The sequence below is a fragment of the Achromobacter sp. E1 genome, from assembly GCF_037039475.1.
Taxonomy (GTDB): Bacteria; Pseudomonadota; Gammaproteobacteria; order Burkholderiales; family Burkholderiaceae_B; genus Achromobacter; species Achromobacter mucicolens.
Map to the genome: position 1 here is coordinate 1,086,269 of NZ_CP146253.1, position 21,225 is coordinate 1,107,493.

Below are 21,225 nucleotides of genomic sequence, written 5' to 3' on the forward strand. Positions count from 1 at the left end.
GGGCCAGTGACGCCGGCAGGCCGCCGACTCAAGGCGTTGTCTGGCCGAACCCTTCCAGCATTTCGCGCGCGTGTTCGCGCGTGGTGGCCGTGAGTGTCATGCCGCCCAGCATCCGCGCGATTTCCTCGACGCGGGCCGGGGCGTCCAGCGGTTCGATGCTGGACCGGGTGGTGCCGCGGGACTCGGCCTTGCTGACCAGGAACTGGTTGTTGGCGCACGCGGCCACCTGGGGCAAGTGAGTGACGCACAGCACCTGATGGCGTTCGCCCAGTTCGCGCAGCAGCTTGCCGACGGATTCGGCCACCGCGCCGCCCACGCCGCTGTCCACTTCGTCGAAGATCAGCGTGGGCACGCGCGCCGCGCGGCTGGCGATGACCGACAGCGCGAGCGAGATACGCGACAGTTCGCCGCCCGAGGCGACCTTGGCCAGCGGACGCGGCGTGGTGCCGGCGTGACCGGCCACCAGGAATTCGACCTGTTCGTTGCCGTGCGCGGACGGCGCCGACGGGGCAAGCGTCGGTTCAAAGCGGCCACCCTGCATCGCGAGCGTCTGCATGGCCTGGGTGACCTGCTTGCCCAGATCCTTGGCGACCTTGCGCCGGGCGGTGGTCAGCTTGGCGGCGGCCGCGTCGTATTGCGCCTGCGCCGTGGCCGCCTGGGCGCGCAGCGCGTCGATGTCGCCGGCGGCCTGCAAGGCCGCAAGCTCCGAATGCAGCGATTCGCGCAGTTCGCACAGGGCATCGGGATCGGTGCGGAATTTGCGGGCGGTCTCGAACACCAGTCCTAGGCGCAATTCCACGTCGGCGAGACGCTTGGGGTCCAGGTCGACCCGGCTGACATAGTTGTTCAGGTCGGACACGGCTTCGCTGATGGCGATGCGTGCCGATTCCAGTTCGTCATGGACGCCCTTGAGGCCCGGATCGTGCCGCAGCATCTGTTGCAGGCGCTGGTTCGCGGCCGTCAGGCGGTGATGCGCCGAATCGCCTTCGCCGTCCAGCATTTCAAGGATTTGCGAAGCGCCATCCAGCAGCGATTGCGCATGCGACAGCCGCGTGTGCTCGGATTGCAGGGCGTCCCATTCGTCCGGTCCGAGGTTCAGCCGGTCCAGTTCGTCGACCTGCCATTGCAGGCGTTCACGTTCAGAGGCCAGGCTTTCGGCGTCTTTTTCGGCCGATTCCAGCTGGCGTGCCAAGGCGCGCCACTGCTTCCACGCCTGCCCAACCGCGTGGCGAAGCTCGCCGTGGCCGCCGTGCGCGTCCAGCAGGTCGCGCTGGGCGTCGGGACGCATCAGGCTCTGGTGCGCGTGCTGGCCGTGGATGTCGACCAGGCTGTTGCCCAGTTCGCGCAGTTGCGCCACGGTGGCCGGGGTGCCGTTGATGTAAGCGCGGCTGCGGCCTTGCGCATCGATGACGCGGCGCAGCGAGAGTTCGTCGTCGGCGTCGATTTCGCGTTCGGCCAGCCACGCCTGCAGCGCCGCCGGGGTGTCGAACACCGCGGTGATGTCGGCACGGGCCGCGCCTTCGCGCAACATGCTGGCATCGCCGCGCTCTCCGAGGGTGAGCGCCAGCGCATCGACCAGGATGGATTTGCCGGCGCCCGTTTCACCGGAAAAGACGGTGAAGCCGGGGCCAAAGTGGATCTCGGTCTGTTCGACGATGACGAAGTCGCGGATGTGCAGGGTGCGCAGCATAAGGGGCGCTAATTACTCTACGTTGTCGGAGGCTTCGGGCATCAGGTTCCAGTGCAGTTTGCGGCGCAGGGTGGAAAAGAAGCTGTAGCCTTCGGGATGCACGAATCGGATGGTGTAGGGCGCGCGCTGCACGACGATGCGGTCGCCCGGTTGCAGGTCGGACCAGGTCTGCATGTCGAAGTGCACGCTGGCGCCGACTTCGACGCGGCCCATGGCCGTGAGCGTCATGTTGAGCACGCCGGTGTCCGGGATGACGATGGGCCGGTTCGACAGCGTTTGCGGCGCCACCGGCACCAGCACCATGGCGTTCATGCCCGGATGCAGGATGGGGCCATTGGCCGACAACGCATAGGCCGTGGAGCCGGTGGGCGTGGCGATGATCAGGCCGTCGGCGCGCTGCGTATACATGAAGGCGCCGTCAAGTTCGACCCGGACCTCGATCATGCCGCCGCGGCCCGCGCGGTTCAGGACCACGTCGTTCAGGGCCGACGCGGAATACATCTTCTGGTCGCCGCGCCACACGCTGCCTTCGAGCAGCATGCGGTCTTCGATCTGGAAGCTGCCTTCGAGCACGCGGGCGAGCGCGGCGTGCGCGTCCTGCAGGGCGATGTCGGTGATGAAGCCCAGGCGCCCGTGGTTGATGCCGATCAGCGGCATGCCGTAGGGCGCGAGATGGCGGCTGGCGCCGAGCACGGTGCCGTCGCCGCCCATGACCACGGTGAGCGAGGCGGTCTTGCCGATTTCCTCGAGCGTGGCGATGGGGTATTCGGTCAGCCCGGTGTTGCGCGCCGTGTCCGCATCGATCAGCACATGGCGGCCCGCCTGCGTCAGCGCGTGCGCAAGTGCTCTCAGCGGTGTGTCCAGGCCGGTGTCCTGGTATCTGCCGATCAGGGCGACTATAGGAAAATGCATGGCTGCGTAGGAAGGAAAAGGGCGAAACCGCAAAGCTGAACGTGCCCAGAATGGGCCAATTAGCCGATTATATGGGGCCGTATATTGTGTTGCGGGACAAAAATCGCCTCAACCTGAAAAGATTCCCTAAAATAGCCGCTATGGATGACCGCGCACGCGCTTTACTGAAAGCGTTGATAGAACGCTACATCGCCGATGGGCAGCCAGTCGGCTCGCGGACGCTATCTAAAGTCTTTGACTTGTCTCCGGCCACCATCCGCAATGTCATGGCGGACCTGGAAGAGCTGGGACTGATCCACAGTCCGCACACCTCCGCCGGCCGTGTTCCCACGCCGCGCGGATACCGCATGTTCGTCGATTCGCTGCTGTCGGTGCAGTCGTACCAGCTGCAACCGCACAATATGGGCGAAATGCTCTCGGCCGCCGAACCTACCCGCGCCGTCAATGCGGCGGCGGCGCTGCTGTCCAACCTGACGCAGTTCGCCGGCGTGGTCCTCACGCCCAAGCGGGCGCAGGTGTTCCGGCAGATCGAATTCATCCGTCTGTCCGACAAGCGCGTCCTGCTCATCATCGTGACGCCCGATGGCGACGTGCAGAACCGCATCCTTTTCGTCCAGCGGGATTACGCCGAATCCGAGCTCCTGGAAGCCGGCAACTTCTTCAACATGCACTTCGCCGGCAAGTCGTTCAATGCCGTGCGCCAGACGTTGTCGACCGAACTGGCCCAGTTGCGCGAAGACATCTCGCGCCTGATGCAGGCTGCCGTCGAGGCCAGCGCCGAAGCGGCCGAGGACGGCGACGCCGTGGTCATCTCGGGCGAGCGCAAGCTGCTGGACGTCACCGACATCGCGTCCGACATGGACCGGCTGCGCAAGATGTTTTCGCTGTTCGAGAAAAAAACCGATCTGCTGCAGTTGCTGGACGTCTCGAGCCGCGCGCAGGGCGTGCAGATCTACATCGGCGGCGATTCGCAACTGGTGCCCCTGGAAGACGTCTCCGTCATCACGGCGCCTTACGGCGTGGACGGCAAGGTGGTCGGCACCCTGGGTGTCATCGGTCCGACCCGCATGGCCTACGAGCGGGTCATACCCATCGTGGACATCACGGCGCGCCTGCTGTCCAACGCGCTCAGCCACAACCAGTAGTCCCATTCAAAGCTACATCCTCCTTGCGGAGGAAGGGGAGTTTTTGTGTTTCTTCGCCTGTTCAAGTATCTCTGGCCTGAGCGCTACCTTCCTGAGCCCCACCAAGAAGACCCCTTCAACGAGGATCCGCCGCCGCGCGTGCCCGGCAAGGTCGGCGTGCTGCTCGTCAACCTGGGCACCCCCGACACGACGTCGCCCAAGGACATCCGCAAGTATCTCGGCGAATTCCTGTCCGACCCGCGCGTCATCGAAATCCCGCGCTACCTCTGGAAGCCCATCCTGCACGGGATCGTGCTCGTGCGCCGGCCCAAGCGGCTGGAGCCGCGCTACGCCGGCATCTGGATGGAGGGCGGCTCGCCCCTGATGGTCTATAGCCAACGCCAGACCGACGGCGTACGCGCCGCCTTGCAGGCGGCCGGCGTGGATGCCGTGGTCGAGCTGGGCATGCGCTATGGCAACCCCTCCATCCCCCAGGTGATCGCGAACATGCGCAAGCAGGGCTGCGAGCGCATACTGACGGTGCCGCTGTATCCCCAGTACGCCGCCAGCACTACCGCCACCGTGGTCGACGCGGTCACCCGCTACATGGGCAAGCTGCGCGATCAGCCGGAGATGCGCTTCATCAAGCGCTTTCACGACGAGCCCGCCTACCTGGACGCGCTCGCCGCGCGCATCGAGCGCTACTGGGCCGAACACGGCAAGCCGCAGAAACTGGTCATGAGCTTTCATGGCCTGCCGCGCTACTCCATCGAACTGGGCGATCCCTACTACCGCGACTGCATGGAAACGGCCCGGCTCCTGGCGCAGCGGCTGTCCCTGCCCCGCGACCAGATCGAAGTGACCTTCCAGAGCCGGTTCGGCTCGGCCCGCTGGCTGGAGCCTTACACCGAGCCGACCCTGAAGGCCCTGGCGGCTTCCGGCGTCACGGAGGTCGATGTGGTGTGCCCGGGATTTGTGGCAGACTGTCTGGAAACCCTGGAAGAAATCAGCCTGGAATGCCGCGATGCCTTTCTCGAGGCGGGGGGCAAACAGTTCCGTTACATTCCTGCCATCAATGACGACCCGGCCTGGATCGCGGGGCTGTCCGGTCTGGTGGAACGAAACTTGCAGGGGTGGATACCAGCAGCCACGGACTTGAAGGAGAAGGCGCATGCACCATGATCCCAAGACTGGAAAGACGGTCAAGAAGGACAAAGTCACCACTCCCGTCGACGAGGACCGCGTCGAACATGACCTGGACGAGGCCCTTGCCGATACGTTCCCGGCCAGCGACCCGGTCGCGATTCCGTCAGATCCGGACGCCGATGACAAGCGCGTGGACCGCGCGCTGAAGGAAAGTTTTCCGGCCAGCGACCCCGTGGCCCCCGCCCAACCCAGCAAGAAGTAGCCAGGCGGTCAGCGGGCGCCCGGCCTGCGGGCCGCGCCCCGGGGAATATTTCGCTTAACCGGGCTTGAATTAGGGGTATTGGCCCCCATTCATGTCTGCGAAAGCCATTCTTTTTGGAGGATTCCCCATGACGGCACCCCACGAGCCTGCTGACCAGGCGCCCGAAGTCGGCCAGAGCGCCGATGCGGCTCCCGCCGCCCAGGACGCCGCGCAGGCCGAGCTGAACGAGTTGCGCGCCCAATTGGACGCCGCCCAGGCTACCGTCAACGAGCAGCACGACCAGCTTCTGCGTGTGCAAGCCGAAGCCGAAAACGTGCGCCGCCGCGCCCAGGAAGAAGTGTCCAAGGCGCGCAAGTTCGGCATCGAGTCGTTCGCCGAAAGCCTGGTTCCGGTCAAGGACAGCCTGGAAGCTGCCCTGGCCCAGCCCGATCAGACGGTCGAAACCCTGCGCGAAGGCGTCGAAGTCACCCTCAAGCAGCTTGCCGCCGCGTTCGAGCGCAACCTGCTCAAGGAAATCGCGCCCGCCCAGGGCGACAAGTTCGATCCGCACCAGCACCAGGCCATTTCGTCCATTCCCAACGAGCAGCCCGCCAACACGGTGGTGCAACTGCTGCAGAAGGGCTATGTGATTGCCGACCGTACCCTGCGCCCGGCGCTGGTGGTCGTGTCGGCCGGCCAGGGCTGAACCGCGTCCCACCATGACCGACCCGCGCTTTGACCCGGCCCAGGTATTCCAGGTGTTCGGCATGCGCCATGTCGACACTGCGGGATTCGACGCGGCCGTGGTGCACGCGCCCGGGGCGGACCTGCGCTGTGTCTTCCTGTGGGGCCAGGATTGCTACAACTGCAATCTGTTCAAACAGGCGGCGCTGCTGCACCAGGAAACGCTGGTGGGGCTTGGCCTGACGTGGTTCGAAGCCGATGTCTATGCGGATGAACCGCTGGGACGCCGCTTTTCGTTGCATGGCGTCCCCACTTTTGTGCTGTACCGGTCCGGCAAGCGCCTGGGGCGCATCACCGGCTGGCCCGGATTGCCCCAGTTCACGGCGGCGATCCACCGCCTGCAGGAATCGGGCGCCGAAAATTCCAGCCCGGCGTCTTGAAAAACCCTTTGGGCAGCCCCAGTTATGGGGGGACAAGCAGTTTTCCCCAATTTTTCATAGATTTAATAATCAAGGTAACCCACCATGAGCAAGATTATTGGCATTGACCTGGGAACGACCAACAGCTGCGTGGCTGTCATGGACGGCGGGCAGGTCAAGATCATCGAAAACGCCGAAGGTGCTCGCACCACCCCCTCCATCGTTGCCTACATGGATGACGGCGAGACTCTGGTCGGCGCGCCTGCCAAGCGCCAGGCCGTGACCAACCCGCGCAACACGCTCTACGCCGTGAAGCGCCTGATTGGCCGCAAGTTCGAAGAAAAGGCAGTGCAGAAGGACATCAACCTGATGCCCTACGCCATCGTCAAGGCTGACAATGGCGACGCCTGGGTTGAAGTGCGCGGCAAGAAGATGGCGCCTCCCCAAGTGTCGGCCGACGTGCTGCGCAAGATGAAGAAGACCGCCGAGGACTACCTGGGCGAAGAAGTGACCGAGGCCGTCATCACCGTGCCCGCCTACTTCAACGACAGCCAGCGCCAGGCCACCAAGGACGCCGGCCGCATCGCGGGCCTGGACGTCAAGCGCATCATCAACGAACCCACCGCCGCGGCGCTGGCGTTCGGCCTGGACAAGACCGAAAAGGGCGACCGCAAGATCGCTGTCTATGACCTGGGCGGCGGCACGTTCGACGTGTCCATCATCGAAATCGCCGACGTGGACGGCGAAAAGCAGTTCGAAGTGCTGTCGACCAACGGTGACACCTTCCTGGGCGGCGAAGACTTCGACCAGCGCATCATCGACTACATCATTGCCGAGTTCAAGAAGGAACAAGGCGTTGACCTGTCCAAGGACGTGCTGGCGCTGCAACGCCTGAAGGAAGCCGCTGAAAAGGCCAAGATCGAACTGTCGTCCGCGCAGCAGACCGAAATCAACCTGCCGTACATCACGGCCGATGCCTCCGGTCCCAAGCACTTGAACCTGAAGATCACGCGCGCCAAGCTGGAAGCGCTGGTCGAAGAACTGATCGAACGCACGATCGAGCCGTGCCGCGTCGCCATCAAGGACGCCGGCGTGAAGGTCTCCGACATCGACGACGTGATCCTGGTCGGCGGCATGACCCGCATGCCCAAGGTCCAGGAAAAGGTGAAGGAATTCTTCGGCAAGGATCCGCGCAAGGACGTGAACCCCGATGAAGCCGTCGCCGCTGGCGCCGCCATTCAGGGCTCCGTGCTGTCGGGCGACCGCAAGGACGTGCTGCTGCTGGACGTCACGCCGTTGTCCCTGGGTATCGAAACCCTGGGCGGCGTCATGACCAAGATGATCCAGAAGAACACCACGATCCCGACCCGGTTCTCGCAGACGTTCTCTACCGCCGATGACAACCAGCCGGCCGTGACGATCAAGGTGTTCCAGGGCGAGCGCGAAATCGCTGCGGGCAACAAGGCCCTGGGCGAGTTCAACCTCGAAGGTATCCCGCCGTCGCCGCGCGGCATGCCGCAGATCGAAGTCACGTTCGACATCGACGCCAACGGCATCCTGCACGTGTCCGCCAAGGACAAGGGCACCGGCAAGGAAAACAAGATCACCATCAAGGCCAACTCGGGTCTGTCGGAAGACGAGATCCAGCGCATGGTCAAGGATGCCGAGGCCAACGCCGAGGAAGATCACCGCGTTGCCGAACTGGCCCAATCGCGTAACCAGGCCGATGCGCTGGTGCATGCCACCCGCAAGTCGTTGACCGAGTACGGCGACAAGCTCGAAGCTTCCGAAAAGGAAAGCATCGAAGCCGCCATCAAGGACCTGGAAGACACGCTGAAGGAAGGCGACAAGGCCGCGATCGACGCCAAGGTGGAAGCCCTGTCGACCGCATCGCAAAAGCTCGGCGAAAAGATGTACGCCGACATGCAGGCGCAGCAAGCCGCCGGCCAGCAGCAAGCGGCCGACAACGCGAAGCCGGTGGACGACAACGTCGTCGACGCCGACTTCAAGGAAGTCAAGCGCGACCAATAATGGCCGGGCGCTGACCTGCCTCTGCCGCCCGGTAGCCGGAGAAATCCGCCTACCGGGCGAACTCATTCTGTAGCACTGAAAAGAAGGCTCGGTTTCGAGCCCACGGATCATGGCAAAACGCGACTATTACGACGTCTTGGGCGTGGCAAAAAACGCCTCGGACGACGATCTCAAGAAGGCCTATCGAAAGCTGGCCATGAAATACCATCCGGACCGCAATCCGGACAGCAAAGAAGCCGAAGAGAAGTTCAAGGAAGCCAAGGAAGCCTACGAGGTCCTGGGCGATGAGCAAAAGCGCGCCGCGTACGACCGCTACGGTCACGCCGGCGTCGACCCCAATGCCGCCGGCATGGGCGGCGCGGGCATGGGCGGCGGTTTCGCCGACGCGTTCGGCGACATCTTTGGCGAAATCTTCGGCGGCGGCGGTGGCCGTCGTGGCGGCGGTCCCCAGGTGTACCGCGGCGCCGATCTCAAATACGCGCTGGAAATCACCCTCGAACAGGCAGCCGCCGGTTTCGACACGGAAATCCGCGTCCCCAGCTGGGAAAACTGCGACACCTGCCACGGCTCCGGCGCCAAGCCCGGCACCTCGCCCAAGACCTGCCGCACCTGCGGCGGCTCGGGCGCCGTGCGCATGCAGCAAGGTTTCTTCAGCGTCCAGCAAACCTGCCCGACCTGCCACGGCAACGGCAAGGAAATCACCGACCCGTGCCCGTCCTGCGACGGCGTCGGCCGCATCCGCCGCAACAAGACCCTCCAGGTCAAGATCCCGGCCGGTATCGACGACGGCATGCGCATCCGCTCCAGCGGCAATGGCGAACCCGGCATCAATGGCGGCCCTCCGGGCGACTTGTATGTGGAAATCCACATCAAGCAGCACAAGATCTTCCAGCGCGATGGCGACGACCTGCACTGCGAGCTGACCATCCCGTTCACCACCGCGGCATTGGGCGGCGAACTTCAGGTGCCCACGCTGGGCGGCAAGGCCGAGATCTCCATCCCCGAAGGCACCCAGTCCGGCAAGACCTTCCGCCTGCGCGGCAAGGGCATCCGCGGCGTGCGCGGCAGCTACCCCGGCGACCTCTACTGCCACGTCGTTGTGGAAACGCCGGTGCGCCTGAGCGAAGACCAGAAGAACATTCTGCGCCAGTTCGAAGCGTCGTTGAACGACGGCGGCGACCGCCACTCGCCGCAAAGCAAATCCTGGACGGACCGCGTCAAGGAATTCTTCAGCTGATCACGCCGATCTTCAGCAAAAAAGCCGCGACGAGAGTCGCGGCTTTTTTTCGGGCCTTTCGATATCGGCCCCCACATCCGGCTGCTTATCGAGCGACCGGCGGGTAATCCAGTTCGCCAAAGGTGTATTCGCCATCGGCCTTGGCTTGTTGAAGTTCGGCCCGCACTTCCTGTTCGGTCAGGCCGGAGGTGCGGGGCAAAGCGGCGGGATAGTCCAATTCGCCAAACGTGTACTGGCCGGTCAGCTTGGCTTCTTGCAACTCGGCCGCGACCTGAGAGCCGGACTTCCCGTGTTCAGCGCCCGCCGCATGCGCGCCGGTGCTGGCCAGGGCCAGGGAAAAGAACAGCGTGGTGGCCAGGATTTTCATGTGTGAGAGCTCCAGTTTGTTTTAAGAGAGATCGAGTCCCGCGTCGCTGCCTCACGGCCCAGTCCATATCAAGTGGGCCGACGCGGCGTACCGTAAGAAACTCGAATAAACCCGCACGCATGAAACCACCTTCCAAATAGCCAAGAAATCGAAGGGTTTCTAAAAATTACGGATATGCGGAATGCGGATTCTGGAGCCAGCCGCGCGCAGCGAGCACCCGAGACCGAACCACATCGCGTAAGCGCTGCGAGGCCGCCCGCGCGGCCGACGCAGCGCGGGCCCCGCAAGATCTTCCAAACAACTAAAACCGCGAAAAAAACGCCAAGCAAACCACCCGCCCCGACGCCCGTCTTGTTTCCGACACCGCGAGCCCGGTGTGGCTGCGGCGCCCGGTGCGTGGGGCGTCGATAAGCCCAACGGAATCCGAAGGAATCGCCGTAGGCGATGACGAGGATGAGGCAGGGGAAGTCCGGAGCGAAGGCTCCGGACCGCAATCGTGGCCCCGCGCGCCGGGCGCCGTGGCCGCGCCGGGCGACTCAAGAACCCAGATCCCCGCCAGGCCTGAACCGCCAAAAAAAAGAGACCGTGACGCATCGCCACGGCCTCTTCGCTACTGCTACTGCTACTGCTACTGCAACTACTAATACAGCAACTTCAAACTTCCACTGCGAACTTCAACTGCGAACTTCAACTGCGAACTTCCACTGCGAACTTCAACTGCTGACTGCAACTACATCACAGCAACTTCAACTACAACTACAACTACTGCAACTTCAACTGCTACTACTGCTACTTCCACCGCCGCTGTATGCCGAAAATACCGGCCTCAGGCCATGATGCCGCCCGAGGCCGGCCGGGCTACAGCAAGCAGCTCACCGGCTGATCGGCGGGTATTCGAGCTCGCCGAACGTGTATTGACCGCTGGCCTTCGCTTGCGCCAGTTCCTGCTGGACATCGGCACGCGACTTCGCGGCGCCCGTGGCGGCGGCGACCGGCGGGTACTGCAATTCGCCGAACGTGTATTGGCCGCTGACCTTGGCTTGTTGCAGCTGGGCTTGCACTTCCTGCGAGCTCAGGCTGGTCTTTTGGGGCAGGGCGGGCGGATAGTCCAGCTCGCCGAAGGTGTACTGGCCGCTGACTTTTGCTTCGTGCAGTTCAGTCGCCACCTGGGCGCTGCTCTTCGCTTGCTCGACGCCGGCGGCTTGTGCGCCGACACCGGCCAGGGCCAGGGATAGGAAAAGGGTAGTGGCTAGGGTTTTCATAATGAGACCTCCAATTCGTCGTAAATGGGGACCGAATCCGGCGGCGCTCCGTCGTGTTCGTTTGCTGTTCCCGATGAACTGAATTGTCCTCGTCATCGAACCTGGGATAAACCCTTATTCCTTGAAAACATCTTTCCAAATAACCGAGTAATAGATTCAGAAAGACAAATTATCCCCATCAATGGAATGGTTGAATCCGTTTCCCGCCTTTCCACTCCACGAGATCAAATAGACTATGCAAAAAAAACCCCTGCCTAAGCAGGGGCTTTCCATGCGGCGATGCGTCAGGGCTTCTTGAAGTCACCCGCCAGCGCCGTGCTGAATCCGTCAGGACGCACGTACTTGCGTAGCGCGGCGTTCACCGCCTCTGGCGTCAAGGCCGAGATCTTCTTGTCCATCTCGGCCGACCACGCAAACGTGCGACCACGCTCCAGATAGTCCAGCCAGGTGCTGGCCAATACATCGTCCTGCGCGCGCGCCAGATTGCGGTAGTTCAGCAGCGCCGTGATGCCCTCCGAGATTTCCTTGTCCGAGAAGCCATCCTTCAGGACCCGCGCCAGTTCTTCATTGATTGCCTTCTCGAGGCGCTCGCGATTCTGCGGCGCGTAGATCGCATAGATGCTCCAGCTTGCGGCAGGTTCGAACGACGATACCGACAGCGAGCTGCGCACGTTGTACGACAGACCTTCGGTCTCGCGCACCCGGTTCCACAGCCGCGACGTTTCCGACGCGCCGAACAGATAGTTGGCCAGATACAGCGCCGCATAATCCGCGTCCGTGTCCTGCAGCTTCAGCGGCATGCGCGACAGATAGAACGCGTTGGCCTTGTCCGGCGTATTGATGTCGAACTGCTTGGCCGGCACGTCGCGATACGGGTTCGGCACGCGGGTATAGGCCGGCGCCTTCTTCCAGCCGGCAAGTCCCGCGCGCAGCGATTTTTCCACCGCCTCCGGCTCGAAATCGCCCACCGCCGAAAACTCGATGTCGCCCGCGCCGTAGAACTTCGCGTGGAACTTGGCCAATGCCTCGCGATTCAGCGCGCGCACGCCGGCCAGCGACTCTTCGAATGTCGGCACGTAACGCAGGTCGTCGGCAGGCCACGGATTGTCGTGGCGGGCCAGCGTACGGCCGGCCAGGGCCGACGGCTCCGTCATCGCGTTCTGGATCGAGGTCTCGAGCTGACGCTGGTATTCCTCGACCTGTTCCTTCGGGAAGCTGGCGTTGCGGATGATCTCCAGCGCCAGCGCCGTCAGCTCCGGCAGATTTTCGCCCTTGGTCGACATCGCTACCTTCAGCGTCGTGCCGCCGCCGCTAAAGCCCAGCTCGGCCTGCAGCTTGTCCAGACGGTCCTGAATGTCCTGGCGCGTCAGCTTGTCCGTGCCGCGCAGCAGCAGGTCGGCGGCCGCGCTGGAATTCACGCGTTGGCCCAGCAGGTCCTTTTCGTTGCCGAATTGAATCAGCATCTGCGCCTGCACGCGGCTGCCGCGCGTGGCCTTGGGCAACAGCGCCAGTTTCACCGGGCCATTGGGCAGGTCAAGCGTCGTGCGCTTGGTCAGCTTGTCGATGTTGGCCGGCGAGGGATCGAACGCCGAGGCGGCCTTGAAGTCCGGATCGCCCTTATAGTCCTTGAACACCGCCGTGAGGTCCACGCGCTGCGTCTGCGGCGCGCGCACCGGCTTTTCGGTCGGGATGTAGCGGCCTTCGATGCGGTTGCTCTGCACCAGATAGGTCGTCGCGGCCTTTTGCACTTCGGCCAGCGTAGCCTGACGCGCGCGGTCGCGCTGCAGGAAAAAGAGACGCCAGTCGCCCGCGGCGATCGCTTCAGATAGCGCCACGCCGACTTGTTCGGGGTCGCTGTAGGTCTGTTCCCACGAGGTCAGCCACTTGCTGCGCGCGCGGTCCAGCTCCTGCTGCGTGAACGGCTTTTTGTCGAGCGACTCCAGCGTGCCCGTCAGCGCCGTCATGGCAGCGTCCTGGTCCTTGCCCGGCGTCAGTTGCGCGGCGAACATCGCCAGTCCCGGATCCAGATTTTCCATCGTGAACCCGAACACGCCCGAGGCCAGCTTGGTCGGAACCAGCGCATGGTACAGACGGCCCGACGGCGTATCGGCCAGGATCGTGGTGGCCAGGTCGAACGGCACGAAGTCCGCGCTGGCGCCGGCGGGGATGTGATACATCGCCGCGACCAGCGGCGTGCCGCCCGTGCGGCGCAGCGTCACCGACCGCTCGCCGTCCTGCGCCGGCTCTACCGTGTATTCCGGCGGCAGCTTGCGGTCGGGCTTGGGCAGCTTGCCCAGCGTGGCCTCGATGTCCGCCAGCGTCGTCTGCGGGTCGAACTTGCCCGCCACGATCAGCACGGCGTTATCGGGCTGGTAGTACTCGTGGTAGAAGGCGCGCAACTGCGCGATGTCCACGTTTTCAACGTCCGAGCGGGCGCCGATCGTGTTCTTGCCGTAGCTGTGCCACTGGTAGGCCGCCGACTGCATCTTCTGCATCAGGATGCGGAAAGGATTGTTCTCGCCGCTTTCCATTTCATTGCGGACCACGGTCATTTCCGAGTCCAGGTCTTCCTTGGCGATCAGCGAATTGACCATCGCATCGGCCTGCCAGCCGAGATACCACTTCAGCGTCTCGGGGTTGGCCGCGAAGCTGGCGAAATAGTTGGTGCGGTCACTGGAAGTCGACCCGTTGGCCTGCAGGCCGCGGCGCGAGAACTCGCCCATCGCGTTACGCGTGGTGGACGTGCCCTTGAACAGCATGTGTTCCAAGAGGTGCGCCATGCCGGTCTGGCCGTAGTTTTCGTTGCGCGAGCCCACCAGGTAGGTCATGTTGACCGTGGTGGACGGCTTGGATTCGTCGGGTACCAGGAGCACCCGCAGGCCATTGGCCAGGCGGTATTCGGTGATGCCTTCGATCGAGGCGGCCTCCGTGACGCCGGCCGGCAGGCTGGCGGCTCCGGCCTGAAAGGCCAGGAAGGAGGAAAACAGCAGCACGCCCAGGGGGCGCGGCAGCTTCGACAGGGACAAGCGCATGGCGGATCATTCCTTTGGCATGGCAGAATCCGTTGGAGTGTATACGTTGGCAATGGTTCAGGCGCTGCGGCGGGCCTCCCGCCAAAGCCGCCGCATCGCTTCAGCGCCATCCGCAATGCCGAGGAAATTCCTATGTCCCTGACCGTCGAAGTCCAAACGCCCCGCCTGGTGCTGCGGCAATGGCGGGCTTCCGATCGCGAGCCCTTTGCGGCCCTGAACGCGGACCCGAAAGTGACGCAGTTCCTGCTGCCGCTCACGCCCCAGGAAAGCGATGCCCTGGCCGACAGGCTGGCCGCGGGCATCGACGAGCACGGCTGGGGCTTCTGGGCGGTGGAAGCGCCCGGCGTGGCGCCCTTCATCGGCTTCGTGGGCATCAAGCCGCTGGCGCCTGCGTTGCCCTTTGCGCCCGGGGTGGAAATCGGCTGGCGTCTCGCGCAGTCATTCTGGGGACGGGGCTACGCCAGCGAGGCGGCCGGCGCGGCCCTGAACGTGGGCTTCGAGCAGGTCGCGCTGGACGAGATCGTCGCCTTCACCGCCACGGATAATCAGCGGTCCCGCGCCGTAATGGACCGCCTGGGCATGGTGGCCGACCCGCAGCCTTTCGATCACCCCGCCGTGCCGCCAGGCCATCCTTTGCGCGCCCACGTGCTGTACCGCATCGGGCGGGACGCCTGGCGCCGCCGGCGCGACGCGGGAGGCGCTCCAGACGCCGCGGTGTTTGCGGCGGCATAAGCGGCGCGAAGCCGCATTGAGCCTGATGTTGCGGTGCAGCAGTTCTGATTTCCTTGGGGATTTGAATCGGTTCCGGTCGCGGGTGTAAGCTTTTAAACACGCATTCGCTGTTGCTGACGGGATGCGCGACAGCCGTTTTACTGGCTTCCCGTCCAACGCCAGACGCCGCCGCAGCGCGGCGCCGGTGCTTGTCGTTCGCGCCTTCGCCGCCGGCATCCTGCTGGCGCATTCTACGGAGGAACGACCCATGCTGACCGAGATCGTCACGCGTGCCTTGTCCCAACTGACCGGCAATGCCCTGAACGGCGACGGCATCAAAGGACAGTTTCAGTACGCTTATGCCAGTGATGACGGCCAATACGTGGCCATATTGACCCATGACATGACCACCTACGTGGTGGACCTGAGTTCCCAGCGGTATTTCGCGGAGTGCGGCGGATCGCCTCGCGGATTTGCCGGCCATGTGCTTGAAATGGAGGGCGCCACCGCGCGTTCCCATCCGTGGCCCGCCGCGCAAGATTTGTTCGACCTGGACATGGACGCCGACGAATTGGCATGGCGGCAGTGCCCGGGTTTGCGCCATGCGGGAAACGGCGCGCATCGATCTGTGGAGAGCCGCGCCGCCTGAGAGTGGCCAGAAGCGGCAACGTTTCACTGAACCGGCGTCATCGCCGGTTTTTTTTCGCCCTGTGCCCTGTTCACGCAGGTAGGCGGCGCGCGGCCCGGTCGCTAAAATCCCGGCCATGACGACGCCCGCCGAACTCCGCGCCCCGCAAGGCACCACCCTGGTCTCGTGCACGCACGCGCGCCACGCCGACCAGATCCTGGCCATTTTCAATGACGCCATCGCGAACTCCACCGCGCTGTACGACTACAAGCCGCGGCCGCGCGAGGCCATGCAGGGCTGGTTCCAGGCCAAGGAGCAGGGCGGCTTTCCGGTGTTGGGACTGGAAAACGATGACGGCGAATTGATGGCGTTCGCAAGCTACGGCACGTTCCGCGCGTTTCCGGCGTTCAAGTATTCGGTCGAGCATTCCGTCTACGTGGACGGGCGCTTTCGCGGACGGGGCCTGGGCGAGGCGATGATGGGGCTCCTGATCGAACGGGCGCGCGCCGATGGCGCGCACGTCATGGTCGGCGGCATCGACGCGTCCAATCAGGGCAGCATCCGGCTGCATGAAAAGCTGGGGTTCGTGCACGCCGGCACCATTCGCGAAGCCGGCTTCAAATTCGGCCGCTGGCTTGACCTGGCCTTTTATCAGTTGACGCTGAACACGCCGGCAAACCCGGTCGACGGCTGAGATCGGCGCCTGGCGCCCTCGGCCTCTACTTGGACAGCATCCGCATCGCCTGCTCCAGCCCGGCGACGGTCACGGGATACATGCGGTCCTGCATGATGTCGCGCATCAAGGCAATGGACTGGCGGTACTGCCAGGAAGCCGTGGGCTCGGGATTCAGCCACACCGACTTGGGCCAGGCGTCCAGCAACCGGCGCATCCATTCGGCGCCGGGTTCCTTGTTGTAGTGTTCGACCGAGCCCCCGGGCTGCAGGATCTCGTAGGGACTCATGGTGGCGTCGCCCACGATGATCAGGCGCCAGTCCGGGTTGTACTTGCGCAGCACGTCCCAGGTGTCGAAGCGCTCGTTCTGGCGCCGGCGGTTGCTTTGCCACAGGCTTTCGTACGGGCAGTTGTGGAAGTAATAGACCTCGAGGTTGCGGAACTCGCTGCGGGCCGCCGAGAACAGTTCCTCGACGCGGCCGATGTGGTCGTCCATGCTGCCGCCCACGTCCAGCAGCATCAGCACTTTCACCGTGTTGTGGCGTTCCGGGACCATGCGCAGGTCCAGATGGCCGGCGTTGCGCGCGGTGCTGGCGATGGTGTCGTCCAGGTCCAGTTCCAGATCGGCGCCTTGGCGCGCGAAGCGGCGCAGGCGGCGCAATGCCACCTTGAAGTTGCGCGTGCCCAGTTCGACCTGGTCGTCGTAGTCCTTGAACTGGCGCATGTCCCAGACCTTGACCGCCGTGCGGTTGCCGGCCGATGCGCCGCCCACGCGGATGCCTTCGGGGTGGTAGCCGCCGTTGCCGAAGGGCGACGTGCCGCCGGTGCCGATCCATTTGCTGCCGCCCGCGTGGCGCTCCTTCTGCTCATCCATCCGCTCCTTGAAGAGCTCCATGAGCTTGTCCCAGCCGTGCTTTTCGATGGCGGCCTTTTCTTCGGGCGACAGGCTTTTTTCGAACTGCTTGATGAGCCAGTCGAGCGGGATCTCCTTGCCTGCGGGCAACGCGGCCTCGATGCCGCGGTAGTACGCGCCAAACGCCTTGTCGTAGCGGTCGTAGAGCGATTCGTCCTTGACCAGCGTGGCGCGCGCCAGGAAGTAGAACTCGTCCAGCGTGGGCGACATCAGGTCCTGGCGCAAGGCGTCCACCAGCGTCAGGTATTCCTTGACCGAGACCGGCAGCTTGTGCGCCCGGAGGTGATAGAAGAAGTCGATCAGCATGTGCGTGCCGCCCTTGGATGCGGGATCAGCGGCGCTGACCGCCACGCGTCATGGCCGCCAGGCGTTCAAGAAGATGCACGTCCTGCTCGTTCTTGAGCAGCGCGCCGGCCATCAGCGGCACGGCGGTGGCGGTGTGCGCGTCGATCTGCGCGGCCGAGACGTCCTCGGCCAGCAAGAGGCGCAGCCAATCCAGCAGTTCGGACGTGGACGGCTTTTTCTTCAGGCCGGGCGCATCGCGCAGCGCGAAGAACGTGTCCAGCGCGGCGCGCAGCACGTCCTGCTTCAGATCCGGATAGTGGACCGCCACGATGTCGCGCATCGTGTCGCGATCGGGAAAGCGGATGTAGTGAAAGAAGCAGCGGCGCAGGAACGCGTCGGGCAGGTCCTTTTCGTTGTTGGACGTGATGATGACGAGCGGACGGTGGCGCGCGGAGATGGTCTCGCGCGTCTCGTACACATGGAACTCCATGCGGTCCAGTTCGCGCAGCAGGTCATTGGGGAATTCGATGTCGGCCTTGTCGATCTCGTCGATCAGCAGCACCACCGGCTCGTGCGACTGGAACGCTTGCCACAGCGTGCCTTGCACGATGTAGTTGCGGATGTCGCGGACCTTCTCGTCGCCCAGCTGCGAATCGCGCAGCCGCGAGACGGCGTCGTATTCGTACAGACCCTGATGCGCCTTGGTGGTGGACTTGATGTGCCATTGCAGCAGCGGCCGTCCCAGCGCGCGGGCCACTTCCTCGGCCAGCATCGTCTTGCCGGTGCCGGGTTCCCCCTTGATGAGAAGCGGGCGCTGCAAGGTGAGGGCGGCGTTCACGGCGAGCTTGAGATCGTCGGTGGCAACGTAGCTGTCAGTGCCATCGAAGCGGACTGGCTTGGCGGAGGAGGCGGTCTGGGCTGCGGGCATGATCTGATGGCTTCTGTGGTTTGATTGGGATCAACACTAACGCAAGGTATTAATCCTGAGCAATTATCGTACAATCAGGCGGTTTTGCTTTGGGTTCCACCCGCAACGTGTTTGCAGAGGGCCTTTTCGTGTGAGCAGGCCCTAGTCCTTAGCCATACCAAGAAGAGTCATTCCAATGAAGTTGCGAACCTCTCTGAAGTACACGGTTTCCGTGTTGGCCACGATGGCGTCCTGTGCGATCGCCGGCCAGGCTGTTGCTGCAGACGCAGCGCCGGTCGGTAATGTCCAGAATGCCCGAGACAAGGTTTCGATGTGCATCGGTTGCCATGGCATCCCAGGCTACAAGGCATCGTTTCCCGAGCTTTACCATGTTCCGATGATTGCTGGCCAAAACGCCAAGTACATCGAAACGGCCCTCAACGAGTACAAGAAAGGCGCGCGCAGCCATCCCACGATGGATGCCATCGCCGGCAGCTTGACCGACCAGGATATCGCCGACCTGGCCGCGTACTACTCGAATCTCAAGTAAGGGGGCAACATCATGAACCGCACCATGCTTGCCCTTGCGGGCGCGACCCTGGCCATTTCGGGCGCAGCCGCCCAGGCGCAGGACCTGGCGGCCGGCAAGGCCGTCTTCGACAAATTCAACTGCGCCTCGTGCCACGGCGCCGACGCCAAGACGGCGGTGGATCCCGCCTATCCGACGCTGGCCGGGCAGCACGCCGATTACCTGGTGCACGCCCTGAAGGCCTACAAGCGCGGCGCCTCCGGCAGCGCGGCCACGGCCAATGTGCGCAAGAACCCGATCATGGGGGCCTTTGCCACGCAGCTGTCCGACCAGGACATCTCCAATGTGTCGGCGTGGCTGGCGTCGCTGCCCAGCGACCTGGGCGTCCGGCGCTAAGACGCGCCCGCTGCGGCGGGTGTGCAAGCAAAAACCCTCGCGAGCGAGGGTTTTTTTGTTTGGGTCAGAGGCTGGCGCGGCGGCGGATCAGGTCGATGTAGGTGTCGCTGTCCAGCGGCGTGCCCAGGCGCTGCGCTTCCCAGACGACCTGGCCCAGGCATTCCATGATTTCGTGGGCGGCGTGGTGCGCGTCCGAGCGCGCCGTCAGCTGCTGGTAGGCCTGGCGGATGCCGGGCGGATGGTCGATGGACAATTGCTCTGCGATCGCCAGGTGCATGGACAGGTGCAGGAACGGATTGGTCCGGCCTTTTTCCACCGCGTATTCGGCCGTCATGGCCTCGGGGCTTTCGAGGTCTGCGTGGTATTCCGGGTGCTCGATGATCCAGTCCAGCGCGATCGCCTCCAGCGGGGTCAGGACCTCGTTGGCGCGGTGCTTGCGCCAGGTTTCGATAAAGAATTCGCGAACTTGGTCGCGGGAGGGATTGAACATCGGGAGGGAGCCAAAAGCAGGATGGAGTCGCTTTATTTTACCGCCCCACGACGCAGCTCAGGTTTCGCCTGGCGCTTTGCGATATAGAATGGGCTGCTATCCGCCATCCGGTGTGCGGTTCGCAGGAGGCGGTATGACCCGCGGAATCGGACGTTGTCCGATCCTGGCGCGTGCAGAAAAACCACCCGGAGCAAATGGAGCATTCATGTCCTACCAACATATCAAGGTTCCCGCCGGCGGCCAGAAAATCACGGTCAACGCCGATTTCTCGCTGAATGTGCCTGACCAGCCCGTCATCCCCTTCATCGAAGGCGACGGCACGGGCGCCGACATCACCCCCGTCATGATCAAGGTCGTCGACGCGGCAGTGCAGAAGGCGTATGGCGGCAAGCGCAAGATCCATTGGATGGAGGTCTACGCCGGCGAAAAGGCCACCAAGGTCTACGGCCCGGACGTGTGGCTGCCCGACGAAACCCTGGAAGTCGTCAAAGACTACGTGGTTTCCATCAAGGGCCCGCTGACCACCCCGGTCGGCGGCGGCATCCGGTCGCTGAACGTGGCCCTGCGCCAGCAGCTGGACCTGTACGTGTGCCTGCGCCCCGTGGCGTACTTCAAGGGCGTGCCGTCCCCGGTGCGCGAGCCCGAAAAGACCAACATGGTGATCTTCCGCGAGAACTCGGAAGACATCTATGCCGGCATCGAATACATGGCCGAAAGCGAGCAGGCCAAGGAACTGATCCAGTTCCTGCAGACCAAGCTCGGCGTCAAGAAGATCCGTTTCCCGAACACCTCGTCCATCGGCATCAAGCCGGTGTCGCGTGAAGGCACCGAGCGCCTGGTGCGCAAGGCGGCCCAGTACGTCATCGACAACGACCGCACGTCGCTGACGCTGGTGCACAAGGGCAACATCATGAAGTTCACCGAAGGCGGCTTCCGCGATTGGGGCTACGAGCTCCTGCAGAAGGAGTTCGGCGCGCAGCTGATCGACGGCGGCCCGTGGTGCAAGTTCAAGAATCCCAAGACCGGCCGCGAGATCATCGTCAAGGACGTGATTGCCGACGCGTTCCTGCAGCAGATCCTGCTGCGTCCCGCGGAATACGACGTCATCGCCACCCTGAACCTGAACGGCGACTACATTTCGGACGCGCTGGCCGCGCAAGTGGGCGGCATCGGCATTGCCCCGGGCGCCAACATGTCCGATTCCGTGGCCATGTTCGAGGCCACCCACGGCACGGCGCCCAAGTATGCCGGCAAGGACTACGTGAACCCCGGTTCCGAAATCCTGTCCGCCGAAATGATGCTGCGCCACATGGGCTGGACCGAAGCGGCGGACCTGATCATCTCCAGCATGGAAAAGTCGATCCAGTCCAAGAAGGTCACATACGACTTTGCCCGTCTGCTCGAAGGCGCGACGCAGGTGTCCTGCTCCGGCTTTGGCCAGGTGATGATCGAAAACATGTAAGCCGCGAAAAGGGCCTGCCGCAACGCTGTCTGCCGTGCATGGCCCGGCTCCCGCTCTTTCGCCAAACCCGCCCGCCATCATGGCCG

General features: G+C 63.8%; 21 protein-coding genes. 13 read left to right on the forward strand and 8 right to left on the reverse strand.

All coding sequences use genetic code 11. The features are described 5' to 3' along the window. Positions 1–28: 28 nt before the first annotated feature. Complete coding sequence (gene recN, locus V6V88_RS04980) at positions 29–1,690, reverse strand: DNA repair protein RecN (protein WP_062840376.1); 1,662 nt, start codon at positions 1,688–1,690, stop codon at positions 29–31. Between the two features lie 12 nt (positions 1,691–1,702). Next, positions 1,703–2,602, reverse strand: coding sequence for an NAD kinase (locus tag V6V88_RS04985; RefSeq protein ID WP_056321271.1), 900 nt, complete (start codon positions 2,600–2,602; stop codon positions 1,703–1,705). Between the two features lie 140 nt (positions 2,603–2,742). Between V6V88_RS04985 and hrcA the strand changes: the two genes are divergently transcribed. The 7 genes from hrcA to dnaJ all read left to right on the forward strand — a co-directional run bounded on the left by hrcA (position 2,743) and on the right by dnaJ (position 9,484). After that, positions 2,743–3,747 carry a heat-inducible transcriptional repressor HrcA gene (hrcA, locus tag V6V88_RS04990; RefSeq protein WP_062840377.1) on the forward strand — a complete coding sequence of 335 codons (1,005 nt, stop codon included), beginning with the start codon at positions 2,743–2,745 and terminating at the stop codon, positions 3,745–3,747. 45 nt (positions 3,748–3,792) lie between these two features. Beyond that, positions 3,793–4,908: a ferrochelatase gene (hemH, locus tag V6V88_RS04995; RefSeq protein ID WP_338618180.1), complete on the forward strand. Its 1,116-nt coding sequence runs from the start codon at positions 3,793–3,795 to the stop codon at positions 4,906–4,908. Beyond that, a complete protein-coding gene (locus V6V88_RS05000; protein WP_338618183.1) occupies positions 4,898–5,134 on the forward strand; it encodes a hypothetical protein in 237 nt (78 codons plus the stop codon). The genes hemH and V6V88_RS05000 overlap by 11 nt, the downstream gene beginning before the upstream one ends. A 127-nt stretch (positions 5,135–5,261) precedes the next feature. After that, on the forward strand, positions 5,262–5,819 hold the full coding sequence (grpE, locus tag V6V88_RS05005) for a nucleotide exchange factor GrpE (protein WP_056321280.1): 558 nt from the start codon (positions 5,262–5,264) through the stop codon (positions 5,817–5,819). 13 nt (positions 5,820–5,832) lie between these two features. Continuing rightward, complete coding sequence (locus V6V88_RS05010) at positions 5,833–6,237, forward strand: thioredoxin family protein (protein ID WP_338618186.1); 405 nt, start codon at positions 5,833–5,835, stop codon at positions 6,235–6,237. Between the two features lie 84 nt (positions 6,238–6,321). After that, a complete protein-coding gene (gene dnaK / locus V6V88_RS05015) occupies positions 6,322–8,247 on the forward strand; it encodes a molecular chaperone DnaK (RefSeq protein ID WP_062840380.1) in 1,926 nt (641 codons plus the stop codon). Between the two features lie 109 nt (positions 8,248–8,356). Further along, the gene (gene dnaJ / locus V6V88_RS05020) at positions 8,357–9,484 is read left to right on the forward strand and encodes a molecular chaperone DnaJ (protein WP_062840381.1); all 1,128 of its coding nucleotides are present in this window, start codon (positions 8,357–8,359) and stop codon (positions 9,482–9,484) included. Positions 9,485–9,569: 85 nt separating this feature from the next. Here dnaJ and V6V88_RS05025 read toward each other — a convergent pair whose 3' ends face one another. The 3 genes from V6V88_RS05025 to V6V88_RS05035 all read right to left on the reverse strand — a co-directional run bounded on the left by V6V88_RS05025 (position 9,570) and on the right by V6V88_RS05035 (position 14,145). Further along, positions 9,570–9,851 (reverse strand): DUF4148 domain-containing protein, encoded by a 282-nt coding sequence (locus tag V6V88_RS05025; RefSeq protein WP_062840382.1) that lies wholly within the window; start codon positions 9,849–9,851, stop codon positions 9,570–9,572. An 872-nt stretch (positions 9,852–10,723) separates the two neighbouring features. Continuing rightward, entirely contained in the window at positions 10,724–11,113 is a 390-nt protein-coding gene (locus V6V88_RS05030) for a DUF4148 domain-containing protein (protein ID WP_062840384.1), read from the reverse strand. Between the two features lie 284 nt (positions 11,114–11,397). Further along, positions 11,398–14,145, reverse strand: coding sequence for a pitrilysin family protein (locus tag V6V88_RS05035; RefSeq protein WP_062840385.1), 2,748 nt, complete (start codon positions 14,143–14,145; stop codon positions 11,398–11,400). A gap of 132 nt (positions 14,146–14,277) precedes the next feature. On the opposite strand from V6V88_RS05035, the gene V6V88_RS05040 reads away from it, so the two are divergent. The 3 genes from V6V88_RS05040 (at position 14,278) to V6V88_RS05050 (ending at position 16,178) form a co-directional block, all read left to right on the forward strand. Continuing rightward, on the forward strand, positions 14,278–14,877 hold the full coding sequence (locus tag V6V88_RS05040; RefSeq protein WP_280003813.1) for a GNAT family N-acetyltransferase: 600 nt from the start codon (positions 14,278–14,280) through the stop codon (positions 14,875–14,877). 247 nt (positions 14,878–15,124) lie between these two features. After that, entirely contained in the window at positions 15,125–15,505 is a 381-nt protein-coding gene (locus V6V88_RS05045) for a hypothetical protein (protein WP_056322693.1), read from the forward strand. 115 nt (positions 15,506–15,620) lie between these two features. Continuing rightward, a complete protein-coding gene (locus tag V6V88_RS05050) occupies positions 15,621–16,178 on the forward strand; it encodes a GNAT family N-acetyltransferase (RefSeq protein WP_062840387.1) in 558 nt (185 codons plus the stop codon). Between the two features lie 25 nt (positions 16,179–16,203). Here V6V88_RS05050 and V6V88_RS05055 read toward each other — a convergent pair whose 3' ends face one another. Beyond that, positions 16,204–17,376 (reverse strand): VWA domain-containing protein, encoded by a 1,173-nt coding sequence (locus V6V88_RS05055; protein WP_056321305.1) that lies wholly within the window; start codon positions 17,374–17,376, stop codon positions 16,204–16,206. 25 nt (positions 17,377–17,401) lie between these two features. Further along, positions 17,402–18,283, reverse strand: coding sequence for a MoxR family ATPase (locus V6V88_RS05060; protein ID WP_062840388.1), 882 nt, complete (start codon positions 18,281–18,283; stop codon positions 17,402–17,404). 175 nt (positions 18,284–18,458) lie between these two features. On the opposite strand from V6V88_RS05060, the gene V6V88_RS05065 reads away from it, so the two are divergent. Both V6V88_RS05065 and V6V88_RS05070 read left to right on the forward strand, forming a co-directional pair. Further along, a complete protein-coding gene (locus V6V88_RS05065; RefSeq protein WP_056321309.1) occupies positions 18,459–18,812 on the forward strand; it encodes a cytochrome c in 354 nt (117 codons plus the stop codon). Between the two features lie 12 nt (positions 18,813–18,824). Beyond that, a complete protein-coding gene (locus tag V6V88_RS05070) occupies positions 18,825–19,187 on the forward strand; it encodes a cytochrome c (protein WP_062840389.1) in 363 nt (120 codons plus the stop codon). A gap of 64 nt (positions 19,188–19,251) precedes the next feature. Here V6V88_RS05070 and V6V88_RS05075 read toward each other — a convergent pair whose 3' ends face one another. Continuing rightward, entirely contained in the window at positions 19,252–19,677 is a 426-nt protein-coding gene (locus tag V6V88_RS05075) for a DUF1841 family protein (RefSeq protein WP_062840390.1), read from the reverse strand. Between the two features lie 205 nt (positions 19,678–19,882). On the opposite strand from V6V88_RS05075, the gene icd reads away from it, so the two are divergent. Further along, positions 19,883–21,139: an NADP-dependent isocitrate dehydrogenase gene (gene icd, locus V6V88_RS05080; RefSeq protein WP_056321319.1), complete on the forward strand. Its 1,257-nt coding sequence runs from the start codon at positions 19,883–19,885 to the stop codon at positions 21,137–21,139. Positions 21,140–21,225 lie beyond the last annotated feature (86 nt).

What these genes read in the sequence shown, in the direction of transcription:
- recN (WP_062840376.1), bottom strand. Translation starts at nt 1,690, where the DNA reads ATGCTGCGCACCCTGCACATCCGCGACTTCGTCATCGTCGAACAGACC.
- V6V88_RS04985 (WP_056321271.1), bottom strand. Translation starts at nt 2,602, where the DNA reads ATGCATTTTCCTATAGTCGCCCTGATCGGCAGATACCAGGACACCGGC.
- hrcA (WP_062840377.1), top strand. Translation starts at nt 2,743, where the DNA reads ATGGATGACCGCGCACGCGCTTTACTGAAAGCGTTGATAGAACGCTAC.
- V6V88_RS05000 (WP_338618183.1), top strand. Translation starts at nt 4,898, where the DNA reads ATGCACCATGATCCCAAGACTGGAAAGACGGTCAAGAAGGACAAAGTC.
- grpE (WP_056321280.1), top strand. Translation starts at nt 5,262, where the DNA reads ATGACGGCACCCCACGAGCCTGCTGACCAGGCGCCCGAAGTCGGCCAG.
- V6V88_RS05010 (WP_338618186.1), top strand. Translation starts at nt 5,833, where the DNA reads ATGACCGACCCGCGCTTTGACCCGGCCCAGGTATTCCAGGTGTTCGGC.
- dnaK (WP_062840380.1), top strand. Translation starts at nt 6,322, where the DNA reads ATGAGCAAGATTATTGGCATTGACCTGGGAACGACCAACAGCTGCGTG.
- dnaJ (WP_062840381.1), top strand. Translation starts at nt 8,357, where the DNA reads ATGGCAAAACGCGACTATTACGACGTCTTGGGCGTGGCAAAAAACGCC.
- V6V88_RS05025 (WP_062840382.1), bottom strand. Translation starts at nt 9,851, where the DNA reads ATGAAAATCCTGGCCACCACGCTGTTCTTTTCCCTGGCCCTGGCCAGC.
- V6V88_RS05030 (WP_062840384.1), bottom strand. Translation starts at nt 11,113, where the DNA reads ATGAAAACCCTAGCCACTACCCTTTTCCTATCCCTGGCCCTGGCCGGT.
- V6V88_RS05035 (WP_062840385.1), bottom strand. Translation starts at nt 14,145, where the DNA reads ATGCGCTTGTCCCTGTCGAAGCTGCCGCGCCCCCTGGGCGTGCTGCTG.
- V6V88_RS05040 (WP_280003813.1), top strand. Translation starts at nt 14,278, where the DNA reads ATGTCCCTGACCGTCGAAGTCCAAACGCCCCGCCTGGTGCTGCGGCAA.
- V6V88_RS05045 (WP_056322693.1), top strand. Translation starts at nt 15,125, where the DNA reads ATGCTGACCGAGATCGTCACGCGTGCCTTGTCCCAACTGACCGGCAAT.
- V6V88_RS05050 (WP_062840387.1), top strand. Translation starts at nt 15,621, where the DNA reads ATGACGACGCCCGCCGAACTCCGCGCCCCGCAAGGCACCACCCTGGTC.
- V6V88_RS05055 (WP_056321305.1), bottom strand. Translation starts at nt 17,376, where the DNA reads ATGCTGATCGACTTCTTCTATCACCTCCGGGCGCACAAGCTGCCGGTC.
- V6V88_RS05060 (WP_062840388.1), bottom strand. Translation starts at nt 18,283, where the DNA reads ATGCCCGCAGCCCAGACCGCCTCCTCCGCCAAGCCAGTCCGCTTCGAT.
- V6V88_RS05065 (WP_056321309.1), top strand. Translation starts at nt 18,459, where the DNA reads ATGAAGTTGCGAACCTCTCTGAAGTACACGGTTTCCGTGTTGGCCACG.
- V6V88_RS05070 (WP_062840389.1), top strand. Translation starts at nt 18,825, where the DNA reads ATGAACCGCACCATGCTTGCCCTTGCGGGCGCGACCCTGGCCATTTCG.
- V6V88_RS05075 (WP_062840390.1), bottom strand. Translation starts at nt 19,677, where the DNA reads ATGTTCAATCCCTCCCGCGACCAAGTTCGCGAATTCTTTATCGAAACC.
- icd (WP_056321319.1), top strand. Translation starts at nt 19,883, where the DNA reads ATGTCCTACCAACATATCAAGGTTCCCGCCGGCGGCCAGAAAATCACG.